Here is a 26,956-nt window from a genome sequence, read left to right as displayed (position 1 = left end):
CTAAGTCATTTAACTAATAGAAACAACTAATAATACAGGTAATATAATGAACATTTTCATACAATACTTTCATAAATTAAGATCAATTTCACCGAAATTCGATATTATGCCCAATACAAACTATTTTGATCTTATCCCGCAGAAAAGTGACGTTGATACTTTAGCAGATGATCTGGATAAAGTCCGCGCAGATTTTGCTGCCGTATTAAAGCAATTCAATGATGAAATCATATTATCTACAGGGAAAGAGACGATATATGACCAGAAGAATCACCGGAAAACATCCGAAAATAGCTAAACAATCTAATCAAGGTGATACAATCCATTATATTATCAACTGCCTGATTCAGAGATATTAAGGCTTTATGAACAACATCAGAAACACAAACATGGGATGGAAAAAAGTTGCCTTATTCTAAGGTAAATGATAAAAAAGTATAATGAAATTATTTGCAATATAAGGAGAGAAAATTGCGGTTTATTCAAGATGGGCCACTTATTCCTGATGAATTATTACTTGCCCGTGATCAAGGGCGCGTGGTTTTCTTTTGTGGCGCAGGGATATCTCTTGCTAAAGCTAAGCTTCCTAGTTTTTTTCAATTGGCACAGAAAGTTATTGATTTACTCGGAACGACTAATGATAGCCAAGCTCGTCAACTTTATGATTTTTTGGATAAAGGGTTAAAAGATAAGGAAGGAAATGAAGTTGAATTACCTTCTTATGCATCAACCCTTATTTCAACAGATCGGATATTTAGCTTATTAGAACAAGAGTTCGAAACGAATTTAATTGAAAAAACTGTAGCTCAAGTACTGAAACCATCGGACATAGTTGACACATCTGCACATAAATTATTGTTAGACCTTGCCACTACATCCGAAGGTCGAGTGCAATTAATTACAACTAACTTTGATCGCTTATTCAATGATTGTTCCTTGACAGAGATTCCGTGTTTTCTACCTCCAAATTTACCAGATTTATCCAAAAATGAATTAATTGATGGACTGGTATATCTTCATGGAAGATCTAATTCCGATTACATTGGTGCAGAAGGCAATGGTTTTGTTTTATCAGGTTCAGAGTTTGGAAGAGCCTATCTTTCTGATGGTTGGGCCACGAACTTTATTCGAGAGATTTTTTCTAAATATATAGTTGTATTTATTGGCTATTCTGCAAGTGATCCCCCAATGCAATATTTGCTCGAAGGACTTAATAAAAACCTGATAAAAGCAAAAAATGTATATGCATTTCAATCTGGAACCATAGAAGAAGCAAGAAAACTATGGGAACATAAGGGTGTTCAAGCAATTGCTTACAGTCCTGAAGATAAACATACCGCTCTTTGGGAGACATTAGATGCTTGGGCGAAAAGAGCGAAGAACGTAGAGCAATGGTATAGCGAAACTATAAAGATGGCTCGACGTGGCCCAACCAATCTCTTCCCCCACGAACGTGGACAAGTTGCTCATATTGTATCTACTTCAAAAGGTATGGAGAAGTTTGCACTTGTCGATAATCCACCTTCCGCAGAATGGTTATGTGTTTTTGATCCTCGTATACGACTTGCTACACACTCTAACAGCTGGCCTTTGAGATGTAATACTTCCCCTGAACCTCTCACTTTATACGGTTTAGACTTTGATAAAACACCTGATATTTATCAAAAGAATAATGACGATATAGATAGAGAAATAGCTAAAAAGGTATGGGATGCGTTTCAACCACATCATGATGATGTTAAAGAGTTAAGCGAGAAACATTTTGCTTCATTCAGAACAACATCTGAATATGGAAACTCAAAGTTATCTAGTAGACAATGGTATCTTGGTGCCTGGCTTGCAAAAGTAGCTCATCAGCCGACAGCCATATGGTGGGCAACGAAACAAAATTATCTTGAACCAGCTATCCAACATTACATTTTACAGAAACTTAAAGAGAATAAAATAGATAGTGAAATTCGCAAAATCTGGCAATATCTGATCGAGTCTTGGCAATATGAGTATAAAAATAAAGATTTTGATCGCCATTGGTATGGCCTATCACACGAAATTAATACGTATGGTTGGAATGAGGTGATGTTCCGTCAATATGTAAAACTGACACGTCCATATTTAGCTGTATCTAGCAAAATAGATAGCCTCCTTCCTCCAATTAATACGATAACTGAGCTTCGTGAATTTCTGGAATTAGATGTACGGTATATAGAAAAACACCATTTTGATGCAATTAATATTCCAAATTCTTTACTAATTAAAGTGATTCCAGAACTGAGAAAAAATATTGAATACGCTTATTCGTTAGAATCAGAGAAAAGGACACCTCACTCAGTGCGTTTGTTATCACCAATTAGAGAGGATAGCAGTATAGAACTAGGTTTAAGTATAAGAGATGTCAGACTGGAAGGATACGTATTGCGATACGTACATTTGTATGAAAGGTTAATTCAACTAGACCTGTATGAAGCAAGAAACGAATTCTTGAGTTGGCCCAGAAATAATCCTATATTTTCACAACTTCGTATATGGATTGCATGTAAGCCTGAGATCGTCCCCTCTTCCGATTTTTACCCACTTATCAATGCATTAAGCGATGATGAATTTTGGAATGAACATAATCAAAGAGACCTAATGCTAACACTTGCAGATAGATGGGATGAATTAAGAGAGAATGAGTGCATTGAAATTGTTAAGCGCCTATCAAGTTCTGCATGGACAAATAAAGATCAAATTGATAAATACCAAGCTTATAATAGACTAAATCGAATATTCTGGCTTGAAAATAAAGGTTGTAATTTTTATATTGATATAAAAGAGCGAGTTAGAGAACTTCAAAATATATATCCTGAATGGAAGATTGGGCTAGCAGATAATGCCATTACCTCTATGGAGCCCAAAGGCGGATATATAAGTATTGAATCTAACTGCAATGAATTATTGTATATTCCTATAAGGGATATTATTCCGCAAGCCTTAGAATTTAATTCTGTTGAACAGATCGTTTCAGAGAGGAACGACCCTTTTAAAGGATTATCAAAGCAATATCCATTAAGGGCTTTTTCTGCACTAAGACATTGGGCTAAAGAGAAAAAAGAGTATCCTAAAGAAATATGGAAAAAGTTCCTGTCGTCTGAATCGCGAAAAGATGATAAAACAAAGTTCATTTGTTTTATTGCAAGACAAATGATGTCTTATTCTAACGAAGATTTAGTCTCAATTATTGATCCTGCTTTATGTTGGATTTCGTCTATAAACGAAAAATTAGCTTCTATAGATATTGATATCTATGATGTATTATTAAAGCATCTTATTGATACTATAGGGATAATGCCAACTCCTATTACTACCATCGAAATTAAAAGAGAACGGCGCGATTGGATTCCAGAAGCTGATAACTCTCCCATATCATCAATCGCACATATATTGTTTAAAGACTCTCGTCTAAAAAATTTCCATTTAGAAGACAAATTATCTCAACAATGGCTTTCTAATATTGAACGTTTGAATGCTTTATCAGGTGATTCCAAGAAATATGCTTTAGTATATTTAGCCAAACAACTAATTTGGTTACATCACCATATTCCAGCATGGACTAATAATAATTTGTTACATGTTATCGAAAATGGTGAGCCAGACGAGAAGGAAGCATTTTGGAATGGCTATTTCTGGGGAGGAACCCTCCCCGAAAGCTCTCAGTTGTATGATATTTTGAAACCATTTTTACTAGGCTTTTTACGTAATAGCGTGTCTTTTCACCCTGAGTTTCAAACAAATTCAATAGCAAATTTTTTATTATTTGGTTGGGCTAGTGAATTGTATGAGAAATCAAAGCAATTTATTTCCGATTCTGAACTTAGAGATGCTCTTGTTTATGGTGATGAGAAGTTACGCCATAAAATCCTATGGTTGCTATGGAGGCTTTCTTCAAAAGATGAACCTGATAATAAATTCTTTTTACAATGGCGAGTTTTAATAATTCAATTTTTTACCCATGTTTGGCCTCGTCAAAAGGCAATAAAATCACCAAAAACAACAGAAAATATTTCCCGTCTTTTATTTTCTCAAGAAACTATGTTTCCAGAGTTAGTAGATATTGTTATGCCTTTCTTAACATGCACGAACAATGGTGAATCCTTGATGTATTATATTAAAAACGAAGAAATAGTTAAAAAATTCCCTAAAGAAACAATAGCGGTTTTATCCAATACTTTACCTGAGGATGTAAAGAAATGGCCTTATGATTTTGAGAAATGGCTTGAAAAAATGGAAAAAGCTGATGCCAGCTTAGGTTCTGATAGCAAATTCGTTGAGCTTAAATATAAGTGGGAGTTTCGTTAGACACTAATAAACAGTTTTTCTGAATCTATAGCTTTGCATATGGCGTTAACTGAAAGGAATGAGCCTGAACTTTAACCGGTATTAGTTCACTCCTTTCAATTTTCCCTTTTCTCCCCAACAAACCTGCAAACAACACGTTATTCATTACTTACCTATGTCAATATTATTCCTCTATTACATGTGGAGTTTCAAACCTAATGCTTTAACGACTTTTAAAATAGTGCCAAACTCCGGGTTTCTCACACCGGATAACGCCCGGTATAAACTTTTACGAGACAGACCAGTATCCTTTGCTATCTGAGTCATAGCACGTGCACGTGCTATTGTGCCTAATGCACGCACAATAAAGGCAACGCTTCTTTCAATACAGGCATTCAAATACATAGCCATGCCAGCTTCAGTTTTCAGGTATTCTGCTGAATCCCAACGGGTAAACTATTCATTCATCATGTTGTTCTTTCCAACTGCAAACTAATTATAAAATCAGTTTAATGCCTTAATTTTATGTGCTTTTATTACCGCCATAAAGACCTCAAACCTGAGTTTTTTGATAATTCAACTAAATGAAGTTTTTTTCTTATTTTGGATATTTTTGCAAATGAGAGATATTCTATCTTAGGATTTTTTATTAAGGTAAAACGAATGAGCTCGATTTACTCAGAGGAATATCAGCATGTTATCCGATTATTACGCGAAACACGCTTGGAAAAAGGCATTACACAGGAAAAACTGGCACAAGAATTTGGCCGCCCTCAATCATTCATAGCCAAAGTTGAAAATGGTGAAAGAAAACTAGATGTCGTGGAATTTGTGCGCATGGCCCATTTGTTGTCACTAAACCCAGCCCAGATCCTAGACAAAATAAAGCTGAAAAAACCAAGCCTTAACAGTAAGCTAAAATGAATATCAAGTTTACTCTTTATATTCTTCAATCAACTTGTTAACCAGCTCCGTAACAGTTGTTTTCTCCGTTTAACACATTCAGCTTTGTTAATGGGCCGCTATGACAACGTTGCTCATGAGTTAAAGCCTCTTCAATCCAATCTCAATTATATTCAACAAGCAAATACAGTTCAGTGCATACCATAAATAAAAACACCAAAAAACGCTTTAGTTTTATTGGTGTTTTTAGTTTAAGCTTCAACCGATATCTATAAACTCTGAGAACTTATTCCCACTCAATAGTCGCAGGTGGTTTACCGCTGACATCATAGACAACTCTCGATATCCCACTGACTTCATTGATGATCCGGTTAGAAACCCGGCCCAGGAAATCATATGGCAAATGCGCCCAATGTGCGGTCATAAAATCAATCGTTTCTACTGCCCGTAACGAAACAACCCAGTCATATTTACGGCCATCTCCCATCACGCCCACGGAGCGAACTGGCAAGAATACTGTAAACGCCTGGCTGACTTTATTGTACAAATCAGCCTTGTGCAGCTCTTCAATGAAAATAGCATCTGCACAACGCAGCAAATCGCAGTACTCTTTCTTCACTTCACCCAATACACGAACACCCAAACCTGGGCCTGGGAATGGATGGCGGTTCAACATGTCGTAAGGCAATCCCAATTCCAAACCTATCTTACGTACTTCATCTTTGAACAACTCTTTCAGCGGTTCCACCAGACCCAATTTCATCTCTTCCGGCAAGCCACCGACGTTATGATGAGATTTGATAACGTGTGCTTTGCCTGTCGCAGATGCCGCTGATTCGATGACGTCTGGATAAATCGTGCCTTGTGCCAGCCATTTAACCTGAGCCTGCTTACTTGCCTCTTCATCAAAGACTTCAACAAATACACGACCAATCGTTTTGCGTTTCTCTTCCGGATCATTGATGCCAGCCAGTGCAGTAAGGAAACGATCTTCCGCAGGAACATGAACAATGTTCAACCCAAATTTTCCGGCAAACATTTCCATCACCTGATCAGCTTCATTCAAACGCAACAAACCGTTATCAACAAATACACAGGTCAGGCGGTTACCAATTGCGCGATGCAATAACAATGCGGTGACAGATGAATCAACACCACCGGACAGTCCCAAAATAACGTGATCCTCACCAACCTGTTCACGCAGGCGTTCAACGGTATCTTCGATAATAGAAGCAGGTGTCCACAGTGCTTTACATTGGCATACATCCAGAACAAAACGTTCCAATATACGCTGCCCCTGATGGGTATGGGTGACTTCCGGGTGGAATTGCACACCATAAAAACGTTTTTCTTCATTTGCTATGATGGCAAATGGACAGGTATCAGTGCCGGCGATAGTGATAAAATCCTCAGGAATTGCAGTGACTTTATCACCATGACTCATCCATACATCTAATAATGGTTTACCTTGCGCATTTAATGAATCCTGAATCCCACGGAACAATGCACTTTCCGCTTTAATCTCAACCTGAGCATAACCAAATTCACGCTCAGTAGAATCTTCTACCTTACCACCGAACTGTACCGACATTGTTTGCATGCCATAGCAAACACCCAGAACCGGAACGCCAGCGTTAAAAACATATTCAGGTGCACGTGGACTTCCTTGTGCTGTGGTACTTTCCGGGCCACCGGAAAGAATAATGCCGCTTGGGTTGAATTCGCGGATTTGCTCTTCTGTGACATCCCATGCCCAAAGTTCACAATAAACCCCGATTTCACGGATACGGCGAGCAATCAATTGAGTATATTGCGAACCAAAATCAAGGATAAGAATGCGGTGTTGATGGATATTAGTTGTCATGTGCGGTGAATTCCAAAAAAACAAGTAACAAATAAAGATAAGTAGCCCTTATACGGGCCACAATAAATATGGATTACAAACCTAACCGGTAGTTTGGAGACTCTTTGATAATGGTGACATCGTGAACGTGGCTTTCCTGAATACCAGCATTACTAATGCGAACAAATTCTGCTTTGGTTCTCAATTCATCAATAGTTGCACAGCCAGTCAGCCCCATACAGGAACGCAAGCCTCCCATTTGCTGATGAACAATGTTTTTCAGCAAACCTTTATAGGCAACACGGCCTTCAATGCCTTCCGGTACCAGCTTGTCGGCAGCATTATCAGTTTGGAAATATCGATCAGAAGAGCCTTTAGACATCGCTCCTAATGATCCCATGCCACGATAAGATTTAAATGAACGTCCTTGGTACAGCTCAATTTCTCCCGGTGACTCTTCTGTCCCTGCCAGCATGGAGCCCACCATGACACACGACGCTCCCGCAGCGATGGCTTTGGCAATATCGCCAGAGAAACGAATACCACCATCAGCAATAACTGGAATACCGGTGCCTTCCAACGCTTCAACGGCATCAGAGATAGCGGTAATTTGTGGCACCCCTACACCGGTAACAATACGGGTAGTACAGATAGAACCGGGACCAATACCGACTTTAACCGCATTGACGCCAGCCGCTACCAGCGCTTTTGCGCCTTCCCCAGTCGCCACGTTACCACCAATAATTTGTAGATTTGGGTACTTAGCACGGGTTTCACGAATACGTTGCAGTACCCCTTCAGAATGACCATGCGATGAATCAATAAGCAGAACATCAATACCAGCAGCAACTAATGCATCAATACGCGCTTCATTGCCGGCACCAGCACCAACCGCAGCACCAACACGTAAACGACCATGTTCATCCTTACAGGCGTTCGGTTTACGTTCTGCTTTCTGGAAATCTTTAACCGTGATCATGCCGAGCAGATGAAAGTTTTCATCAACTACCAGCGCTTTCTCAACACGTTTTTCATGCATTTTCTGCAACACAATTTCACGGGCTTCACCTTCTTTTACTGTCACCAGACGCTCTTTAGGCGTCATTACCGCAGTAACAGGCTGATCCAAATCAGTAACGAAACGTACATCACGGCCAGTAATAATACCAACCAACTCATTTCCTTCAGTGACAACCGGGTAACCCGCAAAACCATTACGTTCTGTCAATTCTTTAACTTCACGCAGCGTTGTTTCAGATACCACAGTGACTGGATCTGTCACAACACCACTCTCATGTTTTTTAACTCGGCTAACTTCTTCTGCCTGACGCTCAATAGACATATTTTTATGGATAAAACCCATGCCACCTTCCTGAGCCAATGCAATAGCCAAACCGGATTCAGTAACGGTATCCATAGCGGCAGACAACATAGGAACTTTTAGGCGAATGGTAGAGGTCAGTTGAGTAGACAGGTCAACAGTGTTAGGTAAAACGGTAGAATGAGCAGGAATTAACAGAACATCATCAAAGGTTAAAGCTTCTTTTTTAACTCGTAACATAAGCAATATCTCACCAGGCTGCGAAAAACTTAAGGAATAAAATATTGCCGTGGCATTATACAGAACGTAATCGGTTGCCTCCAGCATTTTATTAAAAAATTTCTTGCTTACTTCATAACGCACGTTAGTATCAATATATTAAGTTCTTGTTTTGAAATTTGATCTTTCTCACATGTCACTACCTTTTAACACTGGAATTTTTTCTGTCAGTCGTCTTAATCAGACGGTTCGACAACTGCTCGAAATGGAAATGGGCAGAATTTGGCTAAGCGCTGAAATATCCAATTTTTCTCAGCCCTCCTCCGGGCATTGGTATTTCACGCTGAAAGATGAGCGTGCCCAAGTGCGGGCGGCAATGTTTCGCAGTAGTAATCAACGGGTGACATTCAAGCCACAAAATGGTCAGCAAGTTTTGGTTCGCGCGGCAATCACACTTTATGAACCAAGAGGGGACTATCAGCTTATTGTTGAAAGTATGCAACCCGCCGGTGATGGGCTGTTACAGCAACAGTTTGAACTATTGAAACAAAAACTCGATGCCGAAGGATTATTTGACCAAAGCCACAAAAAACCGCTGCCATCTCCTGCTCAACAGCTTGGTGTAATTACTTCAACCAGTGGCGCTGCCCTGCATGATGTTTTGAATATTTTAAAGCGCCGTGATCCATCATTGCCCATCATCATTTATCCGACAGCGGTTCAGGGCACAGAAGCACCATTACAGATTATTCGAGCTATTGAATTAGCGAATGAGCGGCAGGAGTGTGATGTATTGATTGTTGGGCGTGGTGGTGGCTCGCTGGAAGATTTATGGAGTTTCAACGACGAACGAGTCGCCAGAGCCATTTTCCACAGTGATATTCCGATAGTCAGTGCAGTCGGTCATGAAACAGATGTCACCATTGCTGACTTTGTAGCAGATTTGCGCGCCCCGACACCATCAGCGGCCGCTGAGTTAGTCAGCCGTAATCAACTCGAATTGCTACGTCAAATTCAGTCGCAACAACAACGACTGGAAATGGCAATGGATTACTTCTTTGCCCAGAAACAGCGTATTTTCAGTCTGTTATCTCATCGTTTACAGCAACAACATCCTCATTTACGTCTGGCTCGTCAACAAAACTTGCTGGTCAGTTTACGCCAGCGACTCACTGACAGCTTGCAACGGCACTTAAAGCAAAACAGCTTGGCTTATGAGAAATTACAGCAACGGCTCTGGTACGCTGAACCTAGCCAGCAGATCCACCAATATAGCCAACAGATTCAGCAACAAGATTTTCGGTTAAGACAAGTGATTGAAAGGCAAATCAGCCGTTCCAGAGAAAAATTTGCCATTTCCTGTTCGCGGATGGAAGCCGTTAGCCCTCTGGCAACACTGGCCCGTGGTTACAGCATCAGTCAAACATCGGATGGAAAATTACTGAAACAAACCAAACAGGTACATGTTGGTGATGTCCTGAATACCCGTTTACAAGATGGCTGGATTGAAAGTGAAGTGTTGAAAATCAAGAAAGAACGGAAAAAACGATCTGCAAATCTGAAATAGTGGCACTCCTTTGCCACTTATTTTTCCTATATACCCTATAGATTTCAAGATGCATCGCGACGGCAAGGGAGCGAATCCCCGGGAGCATAGATAACTATGTGACCGGGGTGAGTGAGTACAGCCAACAAAGAGGCAACTTGAAAGATAACAGGTATAATCAGAAACGGATTTCTGCGCCGACAATATAGGTCCGGCCCCGAGCAGTTTGCATAGCCGAAGTAGATTTATCCATTAATGCAGCCGTATTACTCATACGATTAAGTGCTTCAGAGTAGTTTCTGTTTGTCAGATTCTGTACTGAAAATTTAAACAGCACATTTTTATTTATTTTATAATCACCGTAAAAATCGACCACAATGGGAATTTTTCTCTCCTTTTCCATCACCGTTCGCCCATCACTGTCCTGATTATAAGGATCTGAATCTAGCTTATAGGAATTACCGGTATATTTAATTATTGTTCCAATCCGTAGTTTTTCGCCCAATAGACGACCTCCTGTATCCAAAGTCAAAAAACTTTCAGGTAATTCTGATGTAGGATCTGCACCAAAAATCGATGTAGAAATAGAAGTCGGTTGGCTTGTTTTTTGTCGGCTATAAGCCAATTTACTATAAAATACACCGGCATCATAATCAGCAGAGACTTCATAGCCGCGCATTATCACCGGGGTTATGCTATTGCTATAAATATACATACCGAAATTTGCATCAACATGCTTCCAATCTTCTTCTGATAATTTAGAATACTGGCATATCCTGCCATCTTTGCACAGAGTATATGAATCACTACTGATGTAATTCTTTATCTTAGTATGATACCAAGCTGCTTTCAGACGGAAAGTATCTCCTTTTACAATCATGTCTGGACGGTAACTATTAAAACCAATTTGATAAGTATCCGATTTTTCTCCTTTCAAAAATGGATTTATCGATGCGCCACCTTCATTGCCATAGAAAACTTCCTGCGCATTCGGTGCTCTCATAGAGTGGGTATAACTCACGAAAGGCTGAAATTCAGGAATAATTTCCGCTGACAGCAAAATACTTGGATTAAATCCACGCTCTTTCAAATTTAGTTTACTTTCACCTTGAGGGAAACAATTAACGCGTAACTCACAGGCTGGTTTATGGCCCTTTACACTATAATCCATATAATTAAGATTAATATTAACTTGGTAAATATCACGATTAATTTTTAACCCGCTATAAATACTGGCAATATCTTGTTTACCACTTGGGGCAAAACTATTATTTTCTTTTGCTTCACTATCTGTCTTTTCATATTTTTTCTTTTTTTCTTCATCTTCTATATCAGAGTAAACGCTATCAGTTGTCTTACTATATTCAGTTTTCATCAATTTACCACCGAATATCAACTCAAAATCGGTATCGCCGTAATTAAAACGGCTGATGTTATTAAGATTAATAGCGTTTGATTTATTTTTAGTTTTGCTGTTTGTCAATGCATTAAGTGCAGAATTATAGATTTGATCACTTCCGCTGGTACTAACCAACAATTTCATATCAACCAACTCACTGAATGGCTTATAGTTGTATTTCAGATAAAAATCCTCACTATCAATATGACGCTGAGTAAATTTATTGTGATACAAACGGCCACTCAGCTCCATATCATGAAATTCATTTGGCTTAATATTTAACTTCATTAATTGAGAATTGGGTTTCTGTTTAAAAGATTTATCGGTACCAAATTCATCACTTGATATTCCGTCAGCATTTTTATAATTAGCATCAATTGAATGCCCACTGACAGCCAGCATAGCGCCAATTGATCCTTCAGAACTAAAAGCCTGTGTTTTACCAGCGACGGCAATCATGCCATTATGACCAATGCCATTATCGCCATAGAGCATTTTTGTCCGTATTCCCAATGTATTGCCACTGAATATCACATCATCAACACCAATTGTGCGGAAATTAGCACTACCCGCTAATGCGTTGACACTATCAGAACCATCAGATTGTCCTCGACTAATATCCACACCAACAATAAAATTAGGATCAATTAATGAGCCAAACTGGCTCTGAAGACTATTACTATGTGTTATGCTGGTGGGTGATGTACCATAAAAGCTCTGGCTAACACCATCAACCATCATATTCACCCGACCAAATCCACTTAATCCACGAATATTAACCGTCACCGTTCCCTGCCCCGGATCAATTTGCGTATAAGTTCCTGGCATGCTGCGCAATATACTATCCGTTGATTGAAGTTTAGTATCTTCACCTTTAGAACTGTAAGAACCGGGCTTTTCCATTGCTCGTATTTCAGCATCATCCTGTGAACCTGAAACTTTCAATCTGCTGAATTTTAAAACTTTTTCTTGCTTTTCCTCACCATAAGCAAACCCTTGCAACCCAATTAAAACCACACCGGCCCCTGCTATCTTTGTCATTATTTTCATTTCAATTATCCCAAATGCATACAAATCAATATTTGCTCACATACCCGTCTTTAGAAAATAAAATGTTTAGCACTGATAAATTATTATCAGTGCTAAAAATAACAAATTTATATTATTTATAATTTATTTCAGTTATCTTTTAATTGTGGAAAATATTTATTGGCATTATCCAGCATCAAAATAAAACTGTAATCCAGTGCAGTATCTTTTAATCGATTAAATCGACCTGATTTACCACCATGGCCGGCACTCATATTGGTTTCTAATAATAAAATAGAGTCACCTTTCTTCATATCCCGTAATTTTGCTACCCATTTAGTCGGTTCCCAATATTGTACTTGGGAATCATAAAATCCACTCGTAACCAATAAGTTTGGATAACGTTGATGTTTTATATTGTCATACGGGCTATATGATTTAATTCGGAAATAATCTTCTTTATTTTCGGGATTACCCCACTCTTCATATTCACCTACTGTCAGCGGAATAGAAGGATCGAGCATGGTTGTCACGGCATCAACAAAGGGAACTTGGGCAACCACCCCGCGATATAATTCCGGTGCCTGATTAATTACAGCGCCCATCAGCAAACCACCGGCACTACCTCCCATTGCATAAACCCGTTTGCTGTCACCATATTTCTGAGCAATCAGTGCCTTGGTCACATCGATAAAGTCATTAAAACTATTCATTTTATTTTCGACTTTACCTTGTAGATACCATTTTTTACCCAGTTCACCGCCACCACGCACATGTACCAAGGCGTAAACAAAGCCTCGATCTAATAAACTCAATCGCGGTGAGCTAAATGCAGGATCCATGCTCATACCATAAGCCCCATATCCATAAATCAATATCGGGTTATGGCCTTTTTTAAACAGTGATTTACGATATACCAGAGATACCGGAATTTCTACACCATCACGAGCCTTCACCCAAATACGCTGGCTCTCATAATGATGTTTATCGAAACCTTTTACTTCCTGCTGCTTAAGTAATTCCCGCTCACCTGTTTTCATATTCCACTGGAATGTTGAGCTGGGTGTCGTCATGGATGAATAACCATAACGTACAAAATCAGTATCGGGTTCAGGGTTGTAATCAATCCATGCCATGTAACTTGGATCATCAAACTTAATCTGTTTTTCTTGCTGTGTTTGCCAATTAATCTGACGAATTGTCGGTAACCCTTTTGTTCGCTCCTGTACGACCAACCAGTCATTAAACAAATCAAAAGCTTCAAGATCACTATCCTGCTGCGGAGCAATGACTATTTTCCACGGCGTGTTGATTGCATCAGTCTGATAAAGACCATAAGTTTCATTCTCATGATTTGACCGGATGTAGAAATGATCGCGGAAATGGTCAATATAATACTCCCGGCCTTCCTGACGAGGCGAAAATATTTGAAGTTCAGCTTGTGGCTTATTTGCATCAATCAGCAAATATTCAGAAGTCGACGTACTGGTTATCGACAACATAATATAATCACGGGAAGTACTTTTAGACATGCTTAAATAAAAACGCTCATCTTCTTCCTGATATATTTTCTGATCTTCGCTGGTATTGCTACCATATTGGTGACGAAATACCTGATATGGCAATAAAGTTTGCGAATGTCTGCGCACATAAAACAACGTATTGTTGTCATTAGCCCAAACCATGTTGCCAGAAGTATTTTTTATTACATCATTATTCCACTGTTTGTCAGCGATATCTTTAAAAGAGATCTGATAATTACGGCGTCCCTGCGTATCTTCAGCAATCGCAATACGTTTATTATCCAGAGAAACAGCAAAATTACTCAATTGGTAATATTCGTGCCCTTTAGCCCTTTCATTACCATCGACCAATACCTGCCAATCTGATGAGCCATCAACGGGTTTACGCTGATAAATCGGAAAATCTTTGCCAGTTTCATAGATTGTCCGATAAATATACCCATTATAACTATAGGGTACCGATTGATCATCCTGCTTCATCCTGCCAACCATTTCTTCGTATAACGTATCCCGTAGCTGTTCACCGGGTTTTAACATCTGTTCGGCATATTTATTTTCGGCGGCCAGATAATCAATGATCTTTTGATCTTTGCGATTATCATCCCGCATCCAGTAATAATCATCTATACGAGTATCATCGTGGGTAATTATATTGTGTGGTTGTTTCATTGCCTTTGGTGGCATAATTTCTTCCTCTGCGGCGGCAGGATTCAACCAGCCGCTCAATAAAAATATCAATAACAGCCCTTTAGTTTTCAGGGCAAACCGCGCTTGCTGCCTTAACATATCTGCTGTCCTTAAGTCGATCAAAAGTATTAATTAGCTAAACTAAAATCAATCGGAAGTTCTATCGTAATTTCATTACCGTTTAAAACGGTATCGGGGGGAGCTGGCAACGGCTGCGCCCTTGCCAGAACTTGCTTTGCTTCCCTGTCTAAAGAATGGGTTCCAGAACGACGAACTAAATCGCGGTTAGTAACATAGCCCTGTTTATCAATAGTGAATCTGACTGTAGGCCGACCGGTGCGATTTCTCCTCTGTGCATCTTCTGGATAGCGTTTATAGCGGTTCAAATGCCCGATAACCTCAGCCCGCCATAGCGCATCTGCATCCGCAACCGCCTTTGAATCACTGTCATAAGCAGCAGCAACCCGCGAAGTAACATTCGTAGATGTAGCCGTACTGCTCACCATAGCGGCACTACTTTGAGATTTTTCACTCTCTTGTTCTTCTACCTGCTGACGTTTCACTGGCGGTGTTTTTTTAATCTCTTCGTGGTGCTTTTTCTGTTTTTTAGGTTTATGCACCAGAATCTGCGCCTGTTCATCTTTAATAAGCTCAGGCGTCTTAATCTCATTAATCTCGCTTTCCTGCTGCCGACTGGCAACAGAAAGTTGTTGTTCAATACCAATAGGTTGCTTTTGTACCTGATGTGTCGCTTCTGTCAACAATGAAAGCTCCATCATCACTGCCGGCGGTGGCATCAGTTCATCAATAGCAATTTCTTCTGGCTGGTAGATAATCCAGCCAACCAAAATGAAGTGAGCAGCAATAGCAGAAATGAGCCCTTTTTTAAAATGACTCGTTTGAAAGGCCAGGTGTGTCAGCATCAACATGAATGATAGCGCATAGTTTTAATTATCATTTAGTAATGATAATTAATTTCATATGCTAATGAAAATTATTTTTATCTGTATCGTTAACTTGAGCACATCCCTGTGCCAAAGCCCCTTATATACAGGGAAAAGATCGCCATTTGTTTAAAATATCTACGGTTTTTTTACGGGTGTATACCAAACATAATCAGCATATTGGCTATCCAGTACATTGCTTTTCTCAGCCAGAATCACCACAACAAGGTCCTCTTGGGGCGATAAGTCTTTAACATGCAGAGGAACACCCATTACTTTCGTTGCATGATATCCACCCGCAATCAGTGTGGCAGGAACTGGCGCTTTAAGTAACTGCTCCGCCATTCTGCGATCCCGCATTTGCTGAATAGTGGTCATGGCAGATAACTGTTGTTCCGTTATTTCACCACCGTGAACATCTTTAATCACCGCTTTAATCTGCGCTTTGACATTTTCAGCAACAGAAATATTCCCCTGGAGAACTGGCGGATTACTGTAAGCGGCTTTAATTTCACTGCGATCCAAGTTTGCAGACAACAACGGATAAGGCTGATATATAAGCTCCATGACCAATCCACCATACAACCCCCACCGCCATCCATCTTGCCATGCAAGAAGCTCTTTTATGCGGCTTTCACGTACGATAGGCTTAGTTTGCAACCAACTCTTAACTTTATTCACTTTTTGCTGCTGATCAGGATTAATCATCTCTAACAGAACCGAACCCTGTTCTCTTTTGAGCGGGAGTTGCTGAACCAACCAAAGCTCTATCTGATGATGATATGGATTATCATGTTTTTCACCCACAACAACCCGCTGATGTGATGCCAGCCGATTGATCAATTCATCAGGGGTCAAAGCGTGACCTGTTTTAAGATCGATAATAGCCCCTTGTTGAGTCAGTTCCGGTGAAAGCGCTTGGGGAGCCGGTTTTTGTTGTCCAGATACACATCCAGATAAGATCAGTAAACCACAGATAATCAGAAAAGATTTTATTGCCATGAAGAATTTCATAATATCCGCTATCTATATTAATGTTTCGCGCATCATATAGATAATAAGAATCGTTTACAACAAACAGCCCCTGCCTACAGGAAACAGGGGCGATTGGTATTACAGCGGATGAGTTTGCGCTTCAACTGCCGCCAGAGCGACCATATTAACGATGCGGCGTACAGAAGAAATTGGTGTCAGAATATGTACCGGTTTGGAAACCCCCATCAGAACTGGGCCAACGGTCACTCCTTCAGAACTGGTGACACGTAGCAAGTTATAACTGATACGGGCAGATTCCATATTCGGCATAATTAACAGATTAGCCGCCCCTTTCAATGGGCTATCTGGCATGATGTCACGGCGAATACTTTCAACCAATGCGGCATCACCATGCATTTCACCATCAATTTCAAGTGAAGGTGACATTTTATTCACCAATTCCAACGTCTGGCGCATCTTCTGTGCTGAGGGGCAATCTGTGGAGCCAAAACTTGAATGAGAAAGCAGCGCAACTTTTGGTTCAATACCGAAGCGGCGGATAGTCTCTGCGGCCATAAGGGTAATCTCTGCCAATTGTTCAGGCGTTGGATCATTATTGACATAAGTATCCGCAATAAAAGTATTACCACTTGGCAACATCAGTGCATTCATTGCACCAGCAGTATGAACCCCATCACGGAAACCAAAGACATTTCTCACAACATCGTAATGTTCACTGTAACTGCCAACGGTACCACAAATCAGGCCATCAGCTTCACCACGCAGTACCATAATCGCCCCAATCAGGGTGGGATTACCGATAACTGCCCGTCGAGCTTGTTCAGCAGAAACACCTCGACGTTTCATAATGTGATGATATTCCTGCCAGTATTTTTTGAAACGCGGATCATTCTCATTATTGACTACTTCAAAATCTTTACCCGCTTCAATATGCAATCCCAGTTTCTGGATACGCATTTCGATAACACTGGGGCGACCAATTAGAATCGGATAAGCCAGCCCAAGGGAGATCAACTCCTGAGTCGCATGCAATACACGGACTTCTTCCCCTTCGGCCAAAACGATACGCTTTTTCGCTTTTTTAGCCTGAGAAAAAATAGGTTTCATAAACAAGTTTGTTTTATAGACAAACTCATTCAACTTCTCGATATACGCGCCAAAGTCTTTAATCGGGCGGGTTGCTACGCCGGAATCCATTGCTGCTTTGGCAACTGCCGGGGCAATTTTCACAATCAGACGCGGATCAAATGGTTTAGGAATAATATACTCCGGGCCAAAAAACAGATCCTGATCATCATAAGCCGAAGCCACCTCTTCACTCTGTTCCGCCAGCGCCAAATCAGCAATCGCATGAACACAGGCGAGCTTCATCTCTTCGTTAATGGTTGTTGCACCAACATCCAGCGCGCCACGGAAAATAAACGGGAAACAGAGCACATTATTAACCTGATTCGGATAATCAGAACGACCAGTACAAATGATTGCATCAGGGCGAACTTGTTTTGCCAATGGCGGCAAAATTTCTGGTTCAGGGTTTGCCAATGCCATGATGAGTGGATCTTTAGCCATCGTTTTCACCATGTCTTGAGTCAACACGCCAGGGCCGGAACATCCGAGGAAAATATCTGCTCCAGGGATAACATCACCTAATGTGCGGCTGCCATTGTCTTCAATCGCATAGGCAGCTTTAGTCTCTTCCATATCTTTATCGCGACCACGATAAATCACCCCTTTAGAATCGCATACCACAATATTTTTGCGTTGCAACCCAAGCGCAACCAGCAAGTTCATACAGGCAATTGAGGCAGCACCGGCACCAGAAACAACTAAGCGAACCGCTGAAATCTCTTTTTTCATAATCCGCAAGCCATTCAAAACAGCAGCCGTACAAATTATCGCTGTGCCATGCTGGTCATCATGGAATACCGGAATGTTCATTTTTTCCCGCAGTTTTTTCTCAATATAGAAACATTCCGGTGCTTTGATATCTTCGAGGTTAATCCCTCCAAACGTCGGCTCCAGTGCCGCAATGATATCAATCAATTTGTCAGGATCGGACTCATCGACTTCAATATCAAATACATCAATACCTGAGAACTTTTTAAACAGTACACCTTTTCCTTCCATCACTGGCTTACCTGCCAGTGCACCAATATTCCCCAATCCTAAGACCGCACTACCATTAGATATCACTGCCACAAGATTGCCACGCGCAGTATATTTGTAAGCCGCTAATGGATCTTTTGCAATTTCCAGACAAGGCGCAGCAACACCTGGTGAATAAGCTAAGGCCAAATCTCGCTGAGTTGTCAGAGGTTTAGTGGGAGTAACCGTGATTTTCCCTGGTTGTGGAAACTGGTGAAAATCCAATGCACTCTGTTTTAATTTTTCATCCATCGTCGGATCCTTTTATATACAATCTGGAGTAAGAGCAGAAGCAGTATAATAGGTACTGTGTGTCAAATCATAACATTGACAGCATCTTATCAATAAAGTAGCACTTTTTTGCTCATAAAAAATACTAACCAATTTCTCCACTAATACCACTACTTAATATAGGAAAATAAAGAAAGAAACATTATCATTCATACAATATCATTAAAGTTATAGTAACTATATTAACTATAACATAGAAAAACTCTCAATATAAATTCAATTAAAATAAATTTTATAAAAGAAAACAAATCTAATAATAACTAATTTAACATATTGATTTTTAACATCATTAAAAGAAGAGAAGTTATGTGTTTTTTGTGAAAATTACTCATCTTCTTTTTTTACTTATCAAACTAATTTGCGCTATTTATATTTTTATATCAGGATGTGCTTTCTGGACTTACAGAGCTATCAATTCTGTAAATCAATCGGTTTTGATAAAATTTTTTCATAGCAATTTAATTTAGGGCAGACTCATTCATTACTGCCTTTTAATCAAATTCAAAGTCTGCATTTCGTGGCTTTACTTATTTAAGGGAGAAGGAAAATGTATAACCATTCAGTGATGATAGTTGATGACCACCCTCTCATTCGCCATGGCTTGAAACAGATTGTAGAGCTCGATCGAGCGCTTACCGTGACAGCAGAAGCTGACAATGGTGAAGAAGCAATAAATATTGCATGCAAGCTGAAACCTGATGTCATTATGATAGATCTCAATATGAATGGTCTTTCAGGCGTGGACACGATTAAATCTATCCGTAGAAAAGGGATCAATTCCTATGTACTGGTATTATCCGTTTCAGATGATCGAAATGATGTTTACGCAGCCATTGACGCAGGAGCTAATGGCTACTTACTTAAAGATAGCGACTTAGATTCGTTATTAAGCAGCATTCGCCATGCTGCTCGTGGACAAACTGTATTTAGTGAAAAAATATACCAACATCTGGCTAACCGTCATAAACATGTTGATCCTTTATCTGAATTGACCAAACGTGAGTTAGATGTATTAAAAGAAGTGTCTAGTGGCATGACCAATAAGGAAGTTGCTGATGTCCTATTTATTTCTGAAGAGACAGTGAAGGTACACATCAGAAACTTGTTAAAAAAACTGAATGTACGTTCCCGCCTGGCTGCAACAATCATGTATTTGCAACATAGGAAAAATGGAGTAGCCTAATACTTCTTCCGAGCCGTTCCTTGGGCTTATTACCGAGGGTCGGCTCTTATCGTTGTTATATAGCAAATACCCCTTATGAGAACAAGCCAATAAAATTGAGTCTCCTGCTTTAGTATCTCCGATAATAAAAATCAGGATATCATCTGGATAAAACAGGCATTTTCCAGCATTATGTTTAGGTATTTAAATTTTTTTTTAAGGATCTGTTAAATGATGTTGGATAAATCTTCTCGACCCGCTTTTACTCTCTATGGGATCAAGAATTGTGACACAATAAAAAAAGCCCGTCGTTGGCTGGAAGAACAGGAAATTACTTACCTGTTTCATGATTATCGTGTTGATGGACTCAATGCCGCACTTTTGCAGTCATTTATTGACAAACTTGGTTGGGAATCATTGATTAATACCCGCGGTACAACTTGGCGTAAACTGACCGATCAACAACGAGCGACAATTAATAATGCTGACACAGCAAAAACGTTGATGTTGGAACAACCCGCTATTATCAAACGCCCACTATTAATTTCTGCAAAAGGTGATTGCCTATTAGGTTATAAGGTGGATGAATATCAGCAATTTTTTGCTGAGGCACTCTGAAATGACTTGCCCTGTCATTGAACTTGCACAACAACTTATCAGGCAACCCTCTATCAGCCCGGACGATAAAGGTTGCCAAGATATTATGATCGCTCATTTGCAAGCAATTGGCTTCACCATTGAACGGATGCCCTTTGGCGATACAAACAATTTTTGGGCCTATCGCGGCATAGGCCCGACGTTAGCCTTTGCCGGACACACTGATGTCGTCCCCGCAGGCGATGAATCTCAGTGGGAATATCCCCCATTTGAGCCAACTATCCGTAATGGTATGTTATATGGCCGGGGTGCGGCAGATATGAAAGGCTCATTAGCCGCCATGATTGTCGCGGCTGAACGTTTCGTTGCCACCCATCCTAACCATAATGGACGTCTGGCCTTTCTTATTACTTCAGACGAGGAAGCGAAAGCCACCCACGGCACCGTTAAAGTGGTTGAAGCCTTGATGTCCCGTAATGAACGATTGGATTATTGCCTGATCGGTGAACCTTCTAGCCAGCATCGTCTTGGCGATATGGTGAAAAATGGCCGTCGAGGTTCCCTTACTGCAAATCTCACTGTTCACGGTATTCAAGGCCACGTTGCCTATCCGCATTTAGCTGATAACCCAATCCACCGTGCCCTTCCTGCTTTACAGACACTGGTCAATACACATTGGGATAACGGGAATGAATTTTTCCCGGCAACCAGTATGCAAATTGCCAATATCCACGCGGGAACAGGCAGCCATAATGTGATCCCTGGGAATGTGCAAGTTCAATTCAATTTCCGTTTCAGTACAGAGCTGACTGACAGCCAAATCCGTGAACGGGTTGAAACTATCCTCAAAAATCACAATCTGAATTACACGATTGAGTGGATACTAGCAGGTCAGCCTTTCCTGACAGCCAAAGGTGAGTTAGTCAATGCAGTTATACAGGCAATAGACCAATATTGTGGCTATCAACCTGAATTATCTACCAGCGGTGGTACATCCGATGGACGATTTATCGCTCAGATGGGCGCTCAAGTTGTCGAACTGGGGCCACTAAACTCAACAATTCATAAAGTTAATGAGTCCGTCAGCGCCGCCGACCTGCAACAACTTAGCCGGATTTATCAACGTGTTATGGAGCAGTTAATCCAGTGATCACAGCAAATATGTTAACCGGCCTGGCTGCTGGTCACTTGATTTCTCTCTTTGGCAATCACCGATTACAACCAGAAGCCGTCAATGCTTTTCTTTCCATGCAACAAGCTGCTGAAAAGGCCGGAATTAATCTGCAACCTGCCAGCACGTTTCGTGATTTTCAACGTCAGCAAGCTATCTGGAATGGAAAATTCCGTGGTGAACGCCCTGTGTTGGATGAAAACAGCCAACCCATGGATATCACCCAGTTATCAGAAGGAGAACGCTGTAAAGCAATTCTTCGGTGGTCCGCCCTGCCCGGCGCCAGCCGTCATCATTGGGGAACAGATTTGGATATCTATGATCCAACGATGCTACCGGATAACCAGAAGTTATTACTCGAACCTTGGGAATATGAAAATGGGGGTTATTTCGAACCATTAACTCATTGGTTGACCGAGAATATGGCTCATTTCGGTTTTTACCGTCCTTTTATCAGTCACAATATCGGAGTCGCTTATGAACCGTGGCATATCAGCTACCAACCATTAGCCAAGCAATTAGAAAAATTGCTGACTCAGCAAATGTTACTGGATGTATGGCAGCAGCATGACATCGCAGGCATTGACTGGTTATCTGCTAACTTACCTTATATATTTGAAAATTACCTCCATGTTGCGCAGGAGACAACCTAATGCAATGGTTAGCTGATTACTGGTGGATTATTTTAGTTTTATTGGTTGGCGTTCTTCTCAATGCAATTAAAGAGTTACGCCGCCTTGATGTTAAAAAATTTTTGGACAATAAACCGGAACTGCCTCCTCATCGGGATCTTAATAGCAAGTGGGATGATGATGAGGATGATTGGCCACAGAAAAAGCCGTAGTCCACCCTTGCCAGTCTTTGGCAAGTTTCCGATCAAGACTTGACAACGCCTGTGCGGTTTCTTGCCGCCAGAGTCGCATTAATGCCTTATATCCACTCAACTTCAATACGGTGATGCATTGCTCAACACTCATTTCCTGCTGGAGATGATTTCTCAGCGCAATCAACGGCAAATCACTGTTCAGCAACAATCGTTGCAAGGCCGGTAATGAAGCAGAAAATGGCCGGTGAGCAAATGCAAAACCTGACAGCTCCTGCCAATCATACTGATTGAGATGATGGTCAGTTTGGTAATCAACAGGCAAGCTAAACCCAATCTGGGATTCTAGCCAACGTGCATCACGGGCGAACTGTTGCTGAGCTTGAATCCTCAGAACAATTCCCTGTTCACTCAATGGAAGAATCGCCATTGCCGTATAACAACCACTGCTGGCTTCCAAATGAGTTCCCATTCGCACTAATTGGAAGCCACATTTCTGCCACAATGCCCAGAGCTGCGCGGTATAACCAAAGCTAACAGAAATAAAATCCACGCCCTGTTTTTCTGCCCTTTCCCGTTGATACGCGATCATTCCCTGAGCAATACCTTGCCTGCGATTATTAGCCTGTACAGCAACCCGGCTGATCCGTTGAGATTTCAAAACCGCCGCCTGTGGTAAACCGCTATGGGCAGCTAACGATTGAGCAACCAAATTTCCTCTTGGACGACGCCTGCCTGCCCATATTTCATGGGCTAACTCAAGCGACAACCCGCCTTCTTCAACCATCCACAAAGCCCCCATCAAGACATTATTTCCAACAGCCGCAACAAATTGCATGCCTTTGGCATCAAGTAAACGCCGTAAATCCAAAGGTGAAGTTTTGTAATGAGCGCTGGTCAATATGCCATAAAACTGCCTCAACAATTCAGGTTGTTTAATCCATTGTTGCTGATAATAAACGTGATGACTGATAGCCTTATCAGAATTGTTGACAGGAATTGCATCCTCAAACAGTAAAGCGTTTTCCAACCAATTTTCCAGCGGATCATTTTCAGCCCAACGCACAGGGGCCGTCAGGCTCAGAATATGACTATTAGGGATTCCAACACAAAATTTAAGTAAAAATCCGCGCCCTGTACCTTCATATCCCTGCACAGTTGTGGTCAACAATATTCGGGGAAAATAGTTGATCAACTCAGATAATTGGGGCATTGGAATAGCAGCGGCTTCATCGATAAGCAACCAATCAATATCTGACACGCTATTTTGTCTACAATATTTCAGCAAATTATCTACGGCCCAGAATTTTCCCTTTTCCCCCGCATAACACCTGATAACCTCGGTTGTCGCTTTTGCCGGTGCAGTTAACCAGCAATTTCCTTGCCATTGCTGCATTAACATACCGGCAAGTGTCGATTTCCCTCGCCCTCTTGGCGCAGTAATGACCCATACCCCCTGATTTGCCCGCAAAAGTCGCGTCAAAATGGCATGCTGGCTGGCAGTTGGGCTGCCATCAGGCAGTTGCCACGCACGATACTGTGAAAATTCAGGTACGTATAAGGGATCATTTTGCCGCCATAGCAAAACTTGGGGATCGCTAATAATCTGCTGCTGAATATGCTGAACAAAATGCGGTGTTGGAATAGCATCTAACTGCTCGTTCCAACGTGCGCTGTCCTTATCTGGTTGATAATGCCATTGGTTCCAAGATGGAACCATCATCACCAACCAACTTCCTGCTTTCAATGTGCCTGCCAATATCGCCAGTGCTTCCGCATTAAAACCTTCGGTAGCATCAAATATTCCATGCAGATATTCCTGACCTAATAAACTGGCCGCCTTTTCGGGCAACACGGCGTTCTGTTTACGATAAGAGATGCATAACCAATCACCAGTAAATTTCTGCTGTAACTCATGAGCCTGTAAATAGCACCAATGATCATCGCCACTCAACACCAGCAAACGACGTAACCCTTGCCGCTGCATTTCCGTCTGTATCACACTCAGTTCCGGCAACATAACGGCTATGATTTACCAATCAACAATGACAAAATCCCCGCAGCAATCAGCGGCCCCACAGGAACACCTTTAAACAGGGCAACACCCAAGACCGTCCCCACCAGCAAACCAGCAACTGTCGATGGTTGATTAGACATCAGTGAAACACCCCGGCTACCCAACCATGACACTAAAACACCTATCACTATCGCAAGTAACGATTTCCAATTCATAAACGAGTTAAGGACAGCTTGTACCGTAATTTTTCCACTGGCGATAGGCGCCATGACGCCCACGGTCAAAATAAGTACACCGATAGTCAACCCATATTTTTCCACCCACGGGAAAAAATGATTCAGTGGCGTTATACGGATAACCAGCAAGAGCAGCATTGCAAGCGTGACAGTCATGTTGTGGCTGATGATACCCAGTGCTGCCAACACTAGCAGCACCAGTAAAGTAGGATCGAGATGGCTCATAGATTTGATTTCAATACCCTACAACAGCCTAATCCTATTAGGCTAGGGCAATTTTTCCTTATGTTACAGAAATGACGGGTATTTTCGTATCAATTCAAACTATTAACAAGCTAACGTCGCACCACCATCAACCACAATATCCTGTAGCGTTATATGGCTTGCCAAATCAGAAGACAAGAAAAGTACGGTATGTGAAATTTCATTAACATTTGCAATCTTACCGAGGGGAATACCTAATTTATATTGCTCAGGATACCCGTTAATTGTATTTTTTTCATCATCATCGGTTTTCCACATGGAACGCTGCATAGGGGTATCCGTCGAACCAGGCGATACAACATTACAACGGACACCAAACGGCGCGAGTTCTAACCCAACACAATGCGTTAAACTTGTCAGTGCTGATTTTGATGCACAATAAGCCGCCATGTGCATACGGGGAACACGTGCTGCATTAGAGCTGACGCTGATAATCGTGCCACTGCGCTGACGTTTAAAATGGGGAATCACTGTACGAAATAGATAAAAAGCCCCAGAAGCATTAACATTAATACAACGATGCCAGTCACTCATATTTAGCTCATCAATATTTCCCAATTGCAATATACCGGCAGCATTAACCAAAATATCTAATTTGGCTGAAATAGACAGTTGTTGGGAACAAATCATTTCGACCTTTTCTGGATCACTGATATCGAGTTGTATACATTTATAAGGCAAATTATCTTGCTCAAATACGCGATCGAAACCTATTACGTTAGCGCCAAGCGCGGTAAAATCACGGGCAATTTGTTCGCCAATGCCACGTGCCGCCCCAGTTACCCAGATGGTTTTATGGCTAAAATCCATTTGTAAATTTTGTTTATTTTTCATTTCATTTCTTCTTTAATAGCGATTTATTATGCACTTGTTATAAATTCGATTTATCGAAATTTACTGATGAAATTATTTCTTTAGTACTCACAACCATTCCTGATTTTTCAGCAACATATTTTAAAGCCATGAAGTGATCTTCTAGCGTAAAATCAGCTATCGCATCACCCACTAAAAAAGGCTTTATATCTCTCATGAATGCGTCAACCGCAGTAATCATGCAACCAATATGTCCATACACTCCGCAAATAATTAATTGATCCCGCCCTAATTCTTTTATATTTTTTTCTAACGAAGAACGTTGAAATGCACTATAACGCCACTTAACTATCACAATATCATCGTTATCAGGGGCCAAAGCATGGCTGATATTCTGTAAATGAGGTGATCTATTCAAGCCTGCTCCCCATATATCATTAAGTAATGCGCGCTCTTCATCACTTTGTACTTTAGGTTGTGCTGTATATATAATGGGAATCTCTTTTTCTTTACAAAATACTTTCAATAAATGAATATTTTCAATTAATTTATTAACTAAAGGGCTATTATTACCGAAAAATTGCAGGAAATAGTCCTGCATGTCATGAATAAGCAAAATTGCCCTATGGGGTTCGAATAACCAGGATGCTTTATTGCCTGGAAAATCTTTCGGCTGAGGTAGCATATAATTTTTCAATGATGGAATGGTCATT

General features: G+C 40.8%; 19 protein-coding genes and 2 pseudogenes. 9 read left to right on the top strand and 12 right to left on the bottom strand.

The features are described from left to right. Positions 1–46: 46 nt before the first annotated feature. Together KZ793_RS02630 and KZ793_RS02625 are read left to right on the top strand one after the other, a co-directional pair. On the top strand, positions 47–298 hold the full coding sequence (locus KZ793_RS02630) for a hypothetical protein (protein WP_225813248.1): 252 nt from the start codon (positions 47–49) through the stop codon (positions 296–298). A gap of 173 nt (positions 299–471) precedes the next feature. After that, on the top strand, positions 472–4,335 hold the full coding sequence (locus tag KZ793_RS02625; protein ID WP_225813245.1) for an SIR2 family NAD-dependent protein deacylase: 3,864 nt from the start codon (positions 472–474) through the stop codon (positions 4,333–4,335). Positions 4,336–4,509: 174 nt separating this feature from the next. Here the strand turns inward: KZ793_RS02625 and KZ793_RS02620 are convergent. Further along, positions 4,510–4,755 (bottom strand): annotated as a pseudogene (locus KZ793_RS02620) (addiction module antidote protein); the annotation flags it as partial. A gap of 222 nt (positions 4,756–4,977) precedes the next feature. Between KZ793_RS02620 and KZ793_RS02615 the strand changes: the two are divergent. After that, positions 4,978–5,238, top strand: coding sequence for a helix-turn-helix domain-containing protein (locus KZ793_RS02615; protein WP_225813243.1), 261 nt, complete (start codon positions 4,978–4,980; stop codon positions 5,236–5,238). Between the two features lie 265 nt (positions 5,239–5,503). Here KZ793_RS02615 and guaA read toward each other — a convergent pair whose 3' ends face one another. Further along, positions 5,504–7,081, bottom strand: coding sequence for a glutamine-hydrolyzing GMP synthase (guaA, locus tag KZ793_RS02610; RefSeq protein ID WP_225813241.1), 1,578 nt, complete (start codon positions 7,079–7,081; stop codon positions 5,504–5,506). 73 nt (positions 7,082–7,154) lie between these two features. Beyond that, complete coding sequence (guaB, locus tag KZ793_RS02605) at positions 7,155–8,621, bottom strand: IMP dehydrogenase (protein ID WP_225813240.1); 1,467 nt, start codon at positions 8,619–8,621, stop codon at positions 7,155–7,157. Between the two features lie 172 nt (positions 8,622–8,793). Here guaB and xseA point away from each other — a divergent pair, with 172 nt between their 5' ends. Continuing rightward, positions 8,794–10,167 (top strand): exodeoxyribonuclease VII large subunit, encoded by a 1,374-nt coding sequence (xseA, locus tag KZ793_RS02600; protein WP_225813235.1) that lies wholly within the window; start codon positions 8,794–8,796, stop codon positions 10,165–10,167. Positions 10,168–10,324: 157 nt separating this feature from the next. On the opposite strand, the gene KZ793_RS02595 is transcribed toward xseA, so the two are convergent. The 5 genes from KZ793_RS02595 to maeB all read right to left on the bottom strand — a co-directional run bounded on the left by KZ793_RS02595 (position 10,325) and on the right by maeB (position 19,121). Then, positions 10,325–12,595: a TonB-dependent receptor domain-containing protein gene (locus KZ793_RS02595; protein WP_225813230.1), complete on the bottom strand. Its 2,271-nt coding sequence runs from the start codon at positions 12,593–12,595 to the stop codon at positions 10,325–10,327. 128 nt (positions 12,596–12,723) lie between these two features. Then, a complete protein-coding gene (locus tag KZ793_RS02590) occupies positions 12,724–14,781 on the bottom strand; it encodes a S9 family peptidase (RefSeq protein ID WP_225813402.1) in 2,058 nt (685 codons plus the stop codon). A 131-nt stretch (positions 14,782–14,912) separates the two neighbouring features. Next, entirely contained in the window at positions 14,913–15,713 is an 801-nt protein-coding gene (locus tag KZ793_RS02585) for an energy transducer TonB (RefSeq protein ID WP_225813227.1), read from the bottom strand. Between the two features lie 153 nt (positions 15,714–15,866). After that, on the bottom strand, positions 15,867–16,730 hold the full coding sequence (locus KZ793_RS02580) for a ChaN family lipoprotein (RefSeq protein ID WP_225813225.1): 864 nt from the start codon (positions 16,728–16,730) through the stop codon (positions 15,867–15,869). Positions 16,731–16,841: 111 nt separating this feature from the next. Continuing rightward, positions 16,842–19,121: an NADP-dependent oxaloacetate-decarboxylating malate dehydrogenase gene (gene maeB / locus KZ793_RS02575; protein WP_225813223.1), complete on the bottom strand. Its 2,280-nt coding sequence runs from the start codon at positions 19,119–19,121 to the stop codon at positions 16,842–16,844. Positions 19,122–19,707: 586 nt separating this feature from the next. On the opposite strand from maeB, the gene KZ793_RS02570 reads away from it, so the two are divergent. The 5 genes from KZ793_RS02570 to KZ793_RS02550 all read left to right on the top strand — a co-directional run bounded on the left by KZ793_RS02570 (position 19,708) and on the right by KZ793_RS02550 (position 22,934). Next, positions 19,708–20,343, top strand: a complete 636-nt coding sequence (locus KZ793_RS02570; protein ID WP_011146941.1) for a response regulator — start codon at positions 19,708–19,710, stop codon at positions 20,341–20,343. Between the two features lie 213 nt (positions 20,344–20,556). Then, a complete protein-coding gene (locus tag KZ793_RS02565; protein ID WP_225813400.1) occupies positions 20,557–20,940 on the top strand; it encodes an ArsC family reductase in 384 nt (127 codons plus the stop codon). A 1-nt stretch (position 20,941) separates the two neighbouring features. Then, a complete protein-coding gene (dapE, locus tag KZ793_RS02560) occupies positions 20,942–22,069 on the top strand; it encodes a succinyl-diaminopimelate desuccinylase (RefSeq protein ID WP_225813221.1) in 1,128 nt (375 codons plus the stop codon). After that, positions 22,066–22,743 (top strand): M15 family metallopeptidase, encoded by a 678-nt coding sequence (locus KZ793_RS02555; protein ID WP_225813219.1) that lies wholly within the window; start codon positions 22,066–22,068, stop codon positions 22,741–22,743. The genes dapE and KZ793_RS02555 overlap by 4 nt, the downstream gene beginning before the upstream one ends. Then, positions 22,743–22,934: a YpfN family protein gene (locus KZ793_RS02550; protein WP_225813218.1), complete on the top strand. Its 192-nt coding sequence runs from the start codon at positions 22,743–22,745 to the stop codon at positions 22,932–22,934. Before KZ793_RS02555 ends, KZ793_RS02550 begins: the two co-directional genes overlap by 1 nt. On the opposite strand, the gene KZ793_RS02545 is transcribed toward KZ793_RS02550, so the two are convergent. The 4 genes and pseudogenes from KZ793_RS02545 to KZ793_RS02530 form a co-directional block, all read right to left on the bottom strand. Continuing rightward, positions 22,882–24,933, bottom strand: coding sequence for a tRNA(Met) cytidine acetyltransferase TmcA (locus tag KZ793_RS02545; protein ID WP_225813217.1), 2,052 nt, complete (start codon positions 24,931–24,933; stop codon positions 22,882–22,884). The genes KZ793_RS02550 and KZ793_RS02545 overlap by 53 nt on opposite strands. A gap of 5 nt (positions 24,934–24,938) precedes the next feature. Further along, entirely contained in the window at positions 24,939–25,391 is a 453-nt protein-coding gene (locus tag KZ793_RS02540; protein WP_011146947.1) for a DUF441 domain-containing protein, read from the bottom strand. Positions 25,392–25,493: 102 nt separating this feature from the next. After that, positions 25,494–26,264, bottom strand: coding sequence for a 2,3-dihydro-2,3-dihydroxybenzoate dehydrogenase (dhbA, locus tag KZ793_RS02535; RefSeq protein ID WP_225813216.1), 771 nt, complete (start codon positions 26,262–26,264; stop codon positions 25,494–25,496). A gap of 70 nt (positions 26,265–26,334) precedes the next feature. Further along, positions 26,335–26,955: pseudogene (locus tag KZ793_RS02530) on the bottom strand (isochorismatase family protein); the annotation flags it as partial. Between the last annotated feature and the right edge of the window lies 1 nt (position 26,956).

This window comes from Photorhabdus antumapuensis (assembly GCF_020387775.1).
In the GTDB taxonomy this organism is placed as follows: domain Bacteria; phylum Pseudomonadota; class Gammaproteobacteria; order Enterobacterales; family Enterobacteriaceae; genus Photorhabdus; species Photorhabdus antumapuensis.
This window is presented reverse-complemented; position numbering and strand designations above follow the sequence as displayed.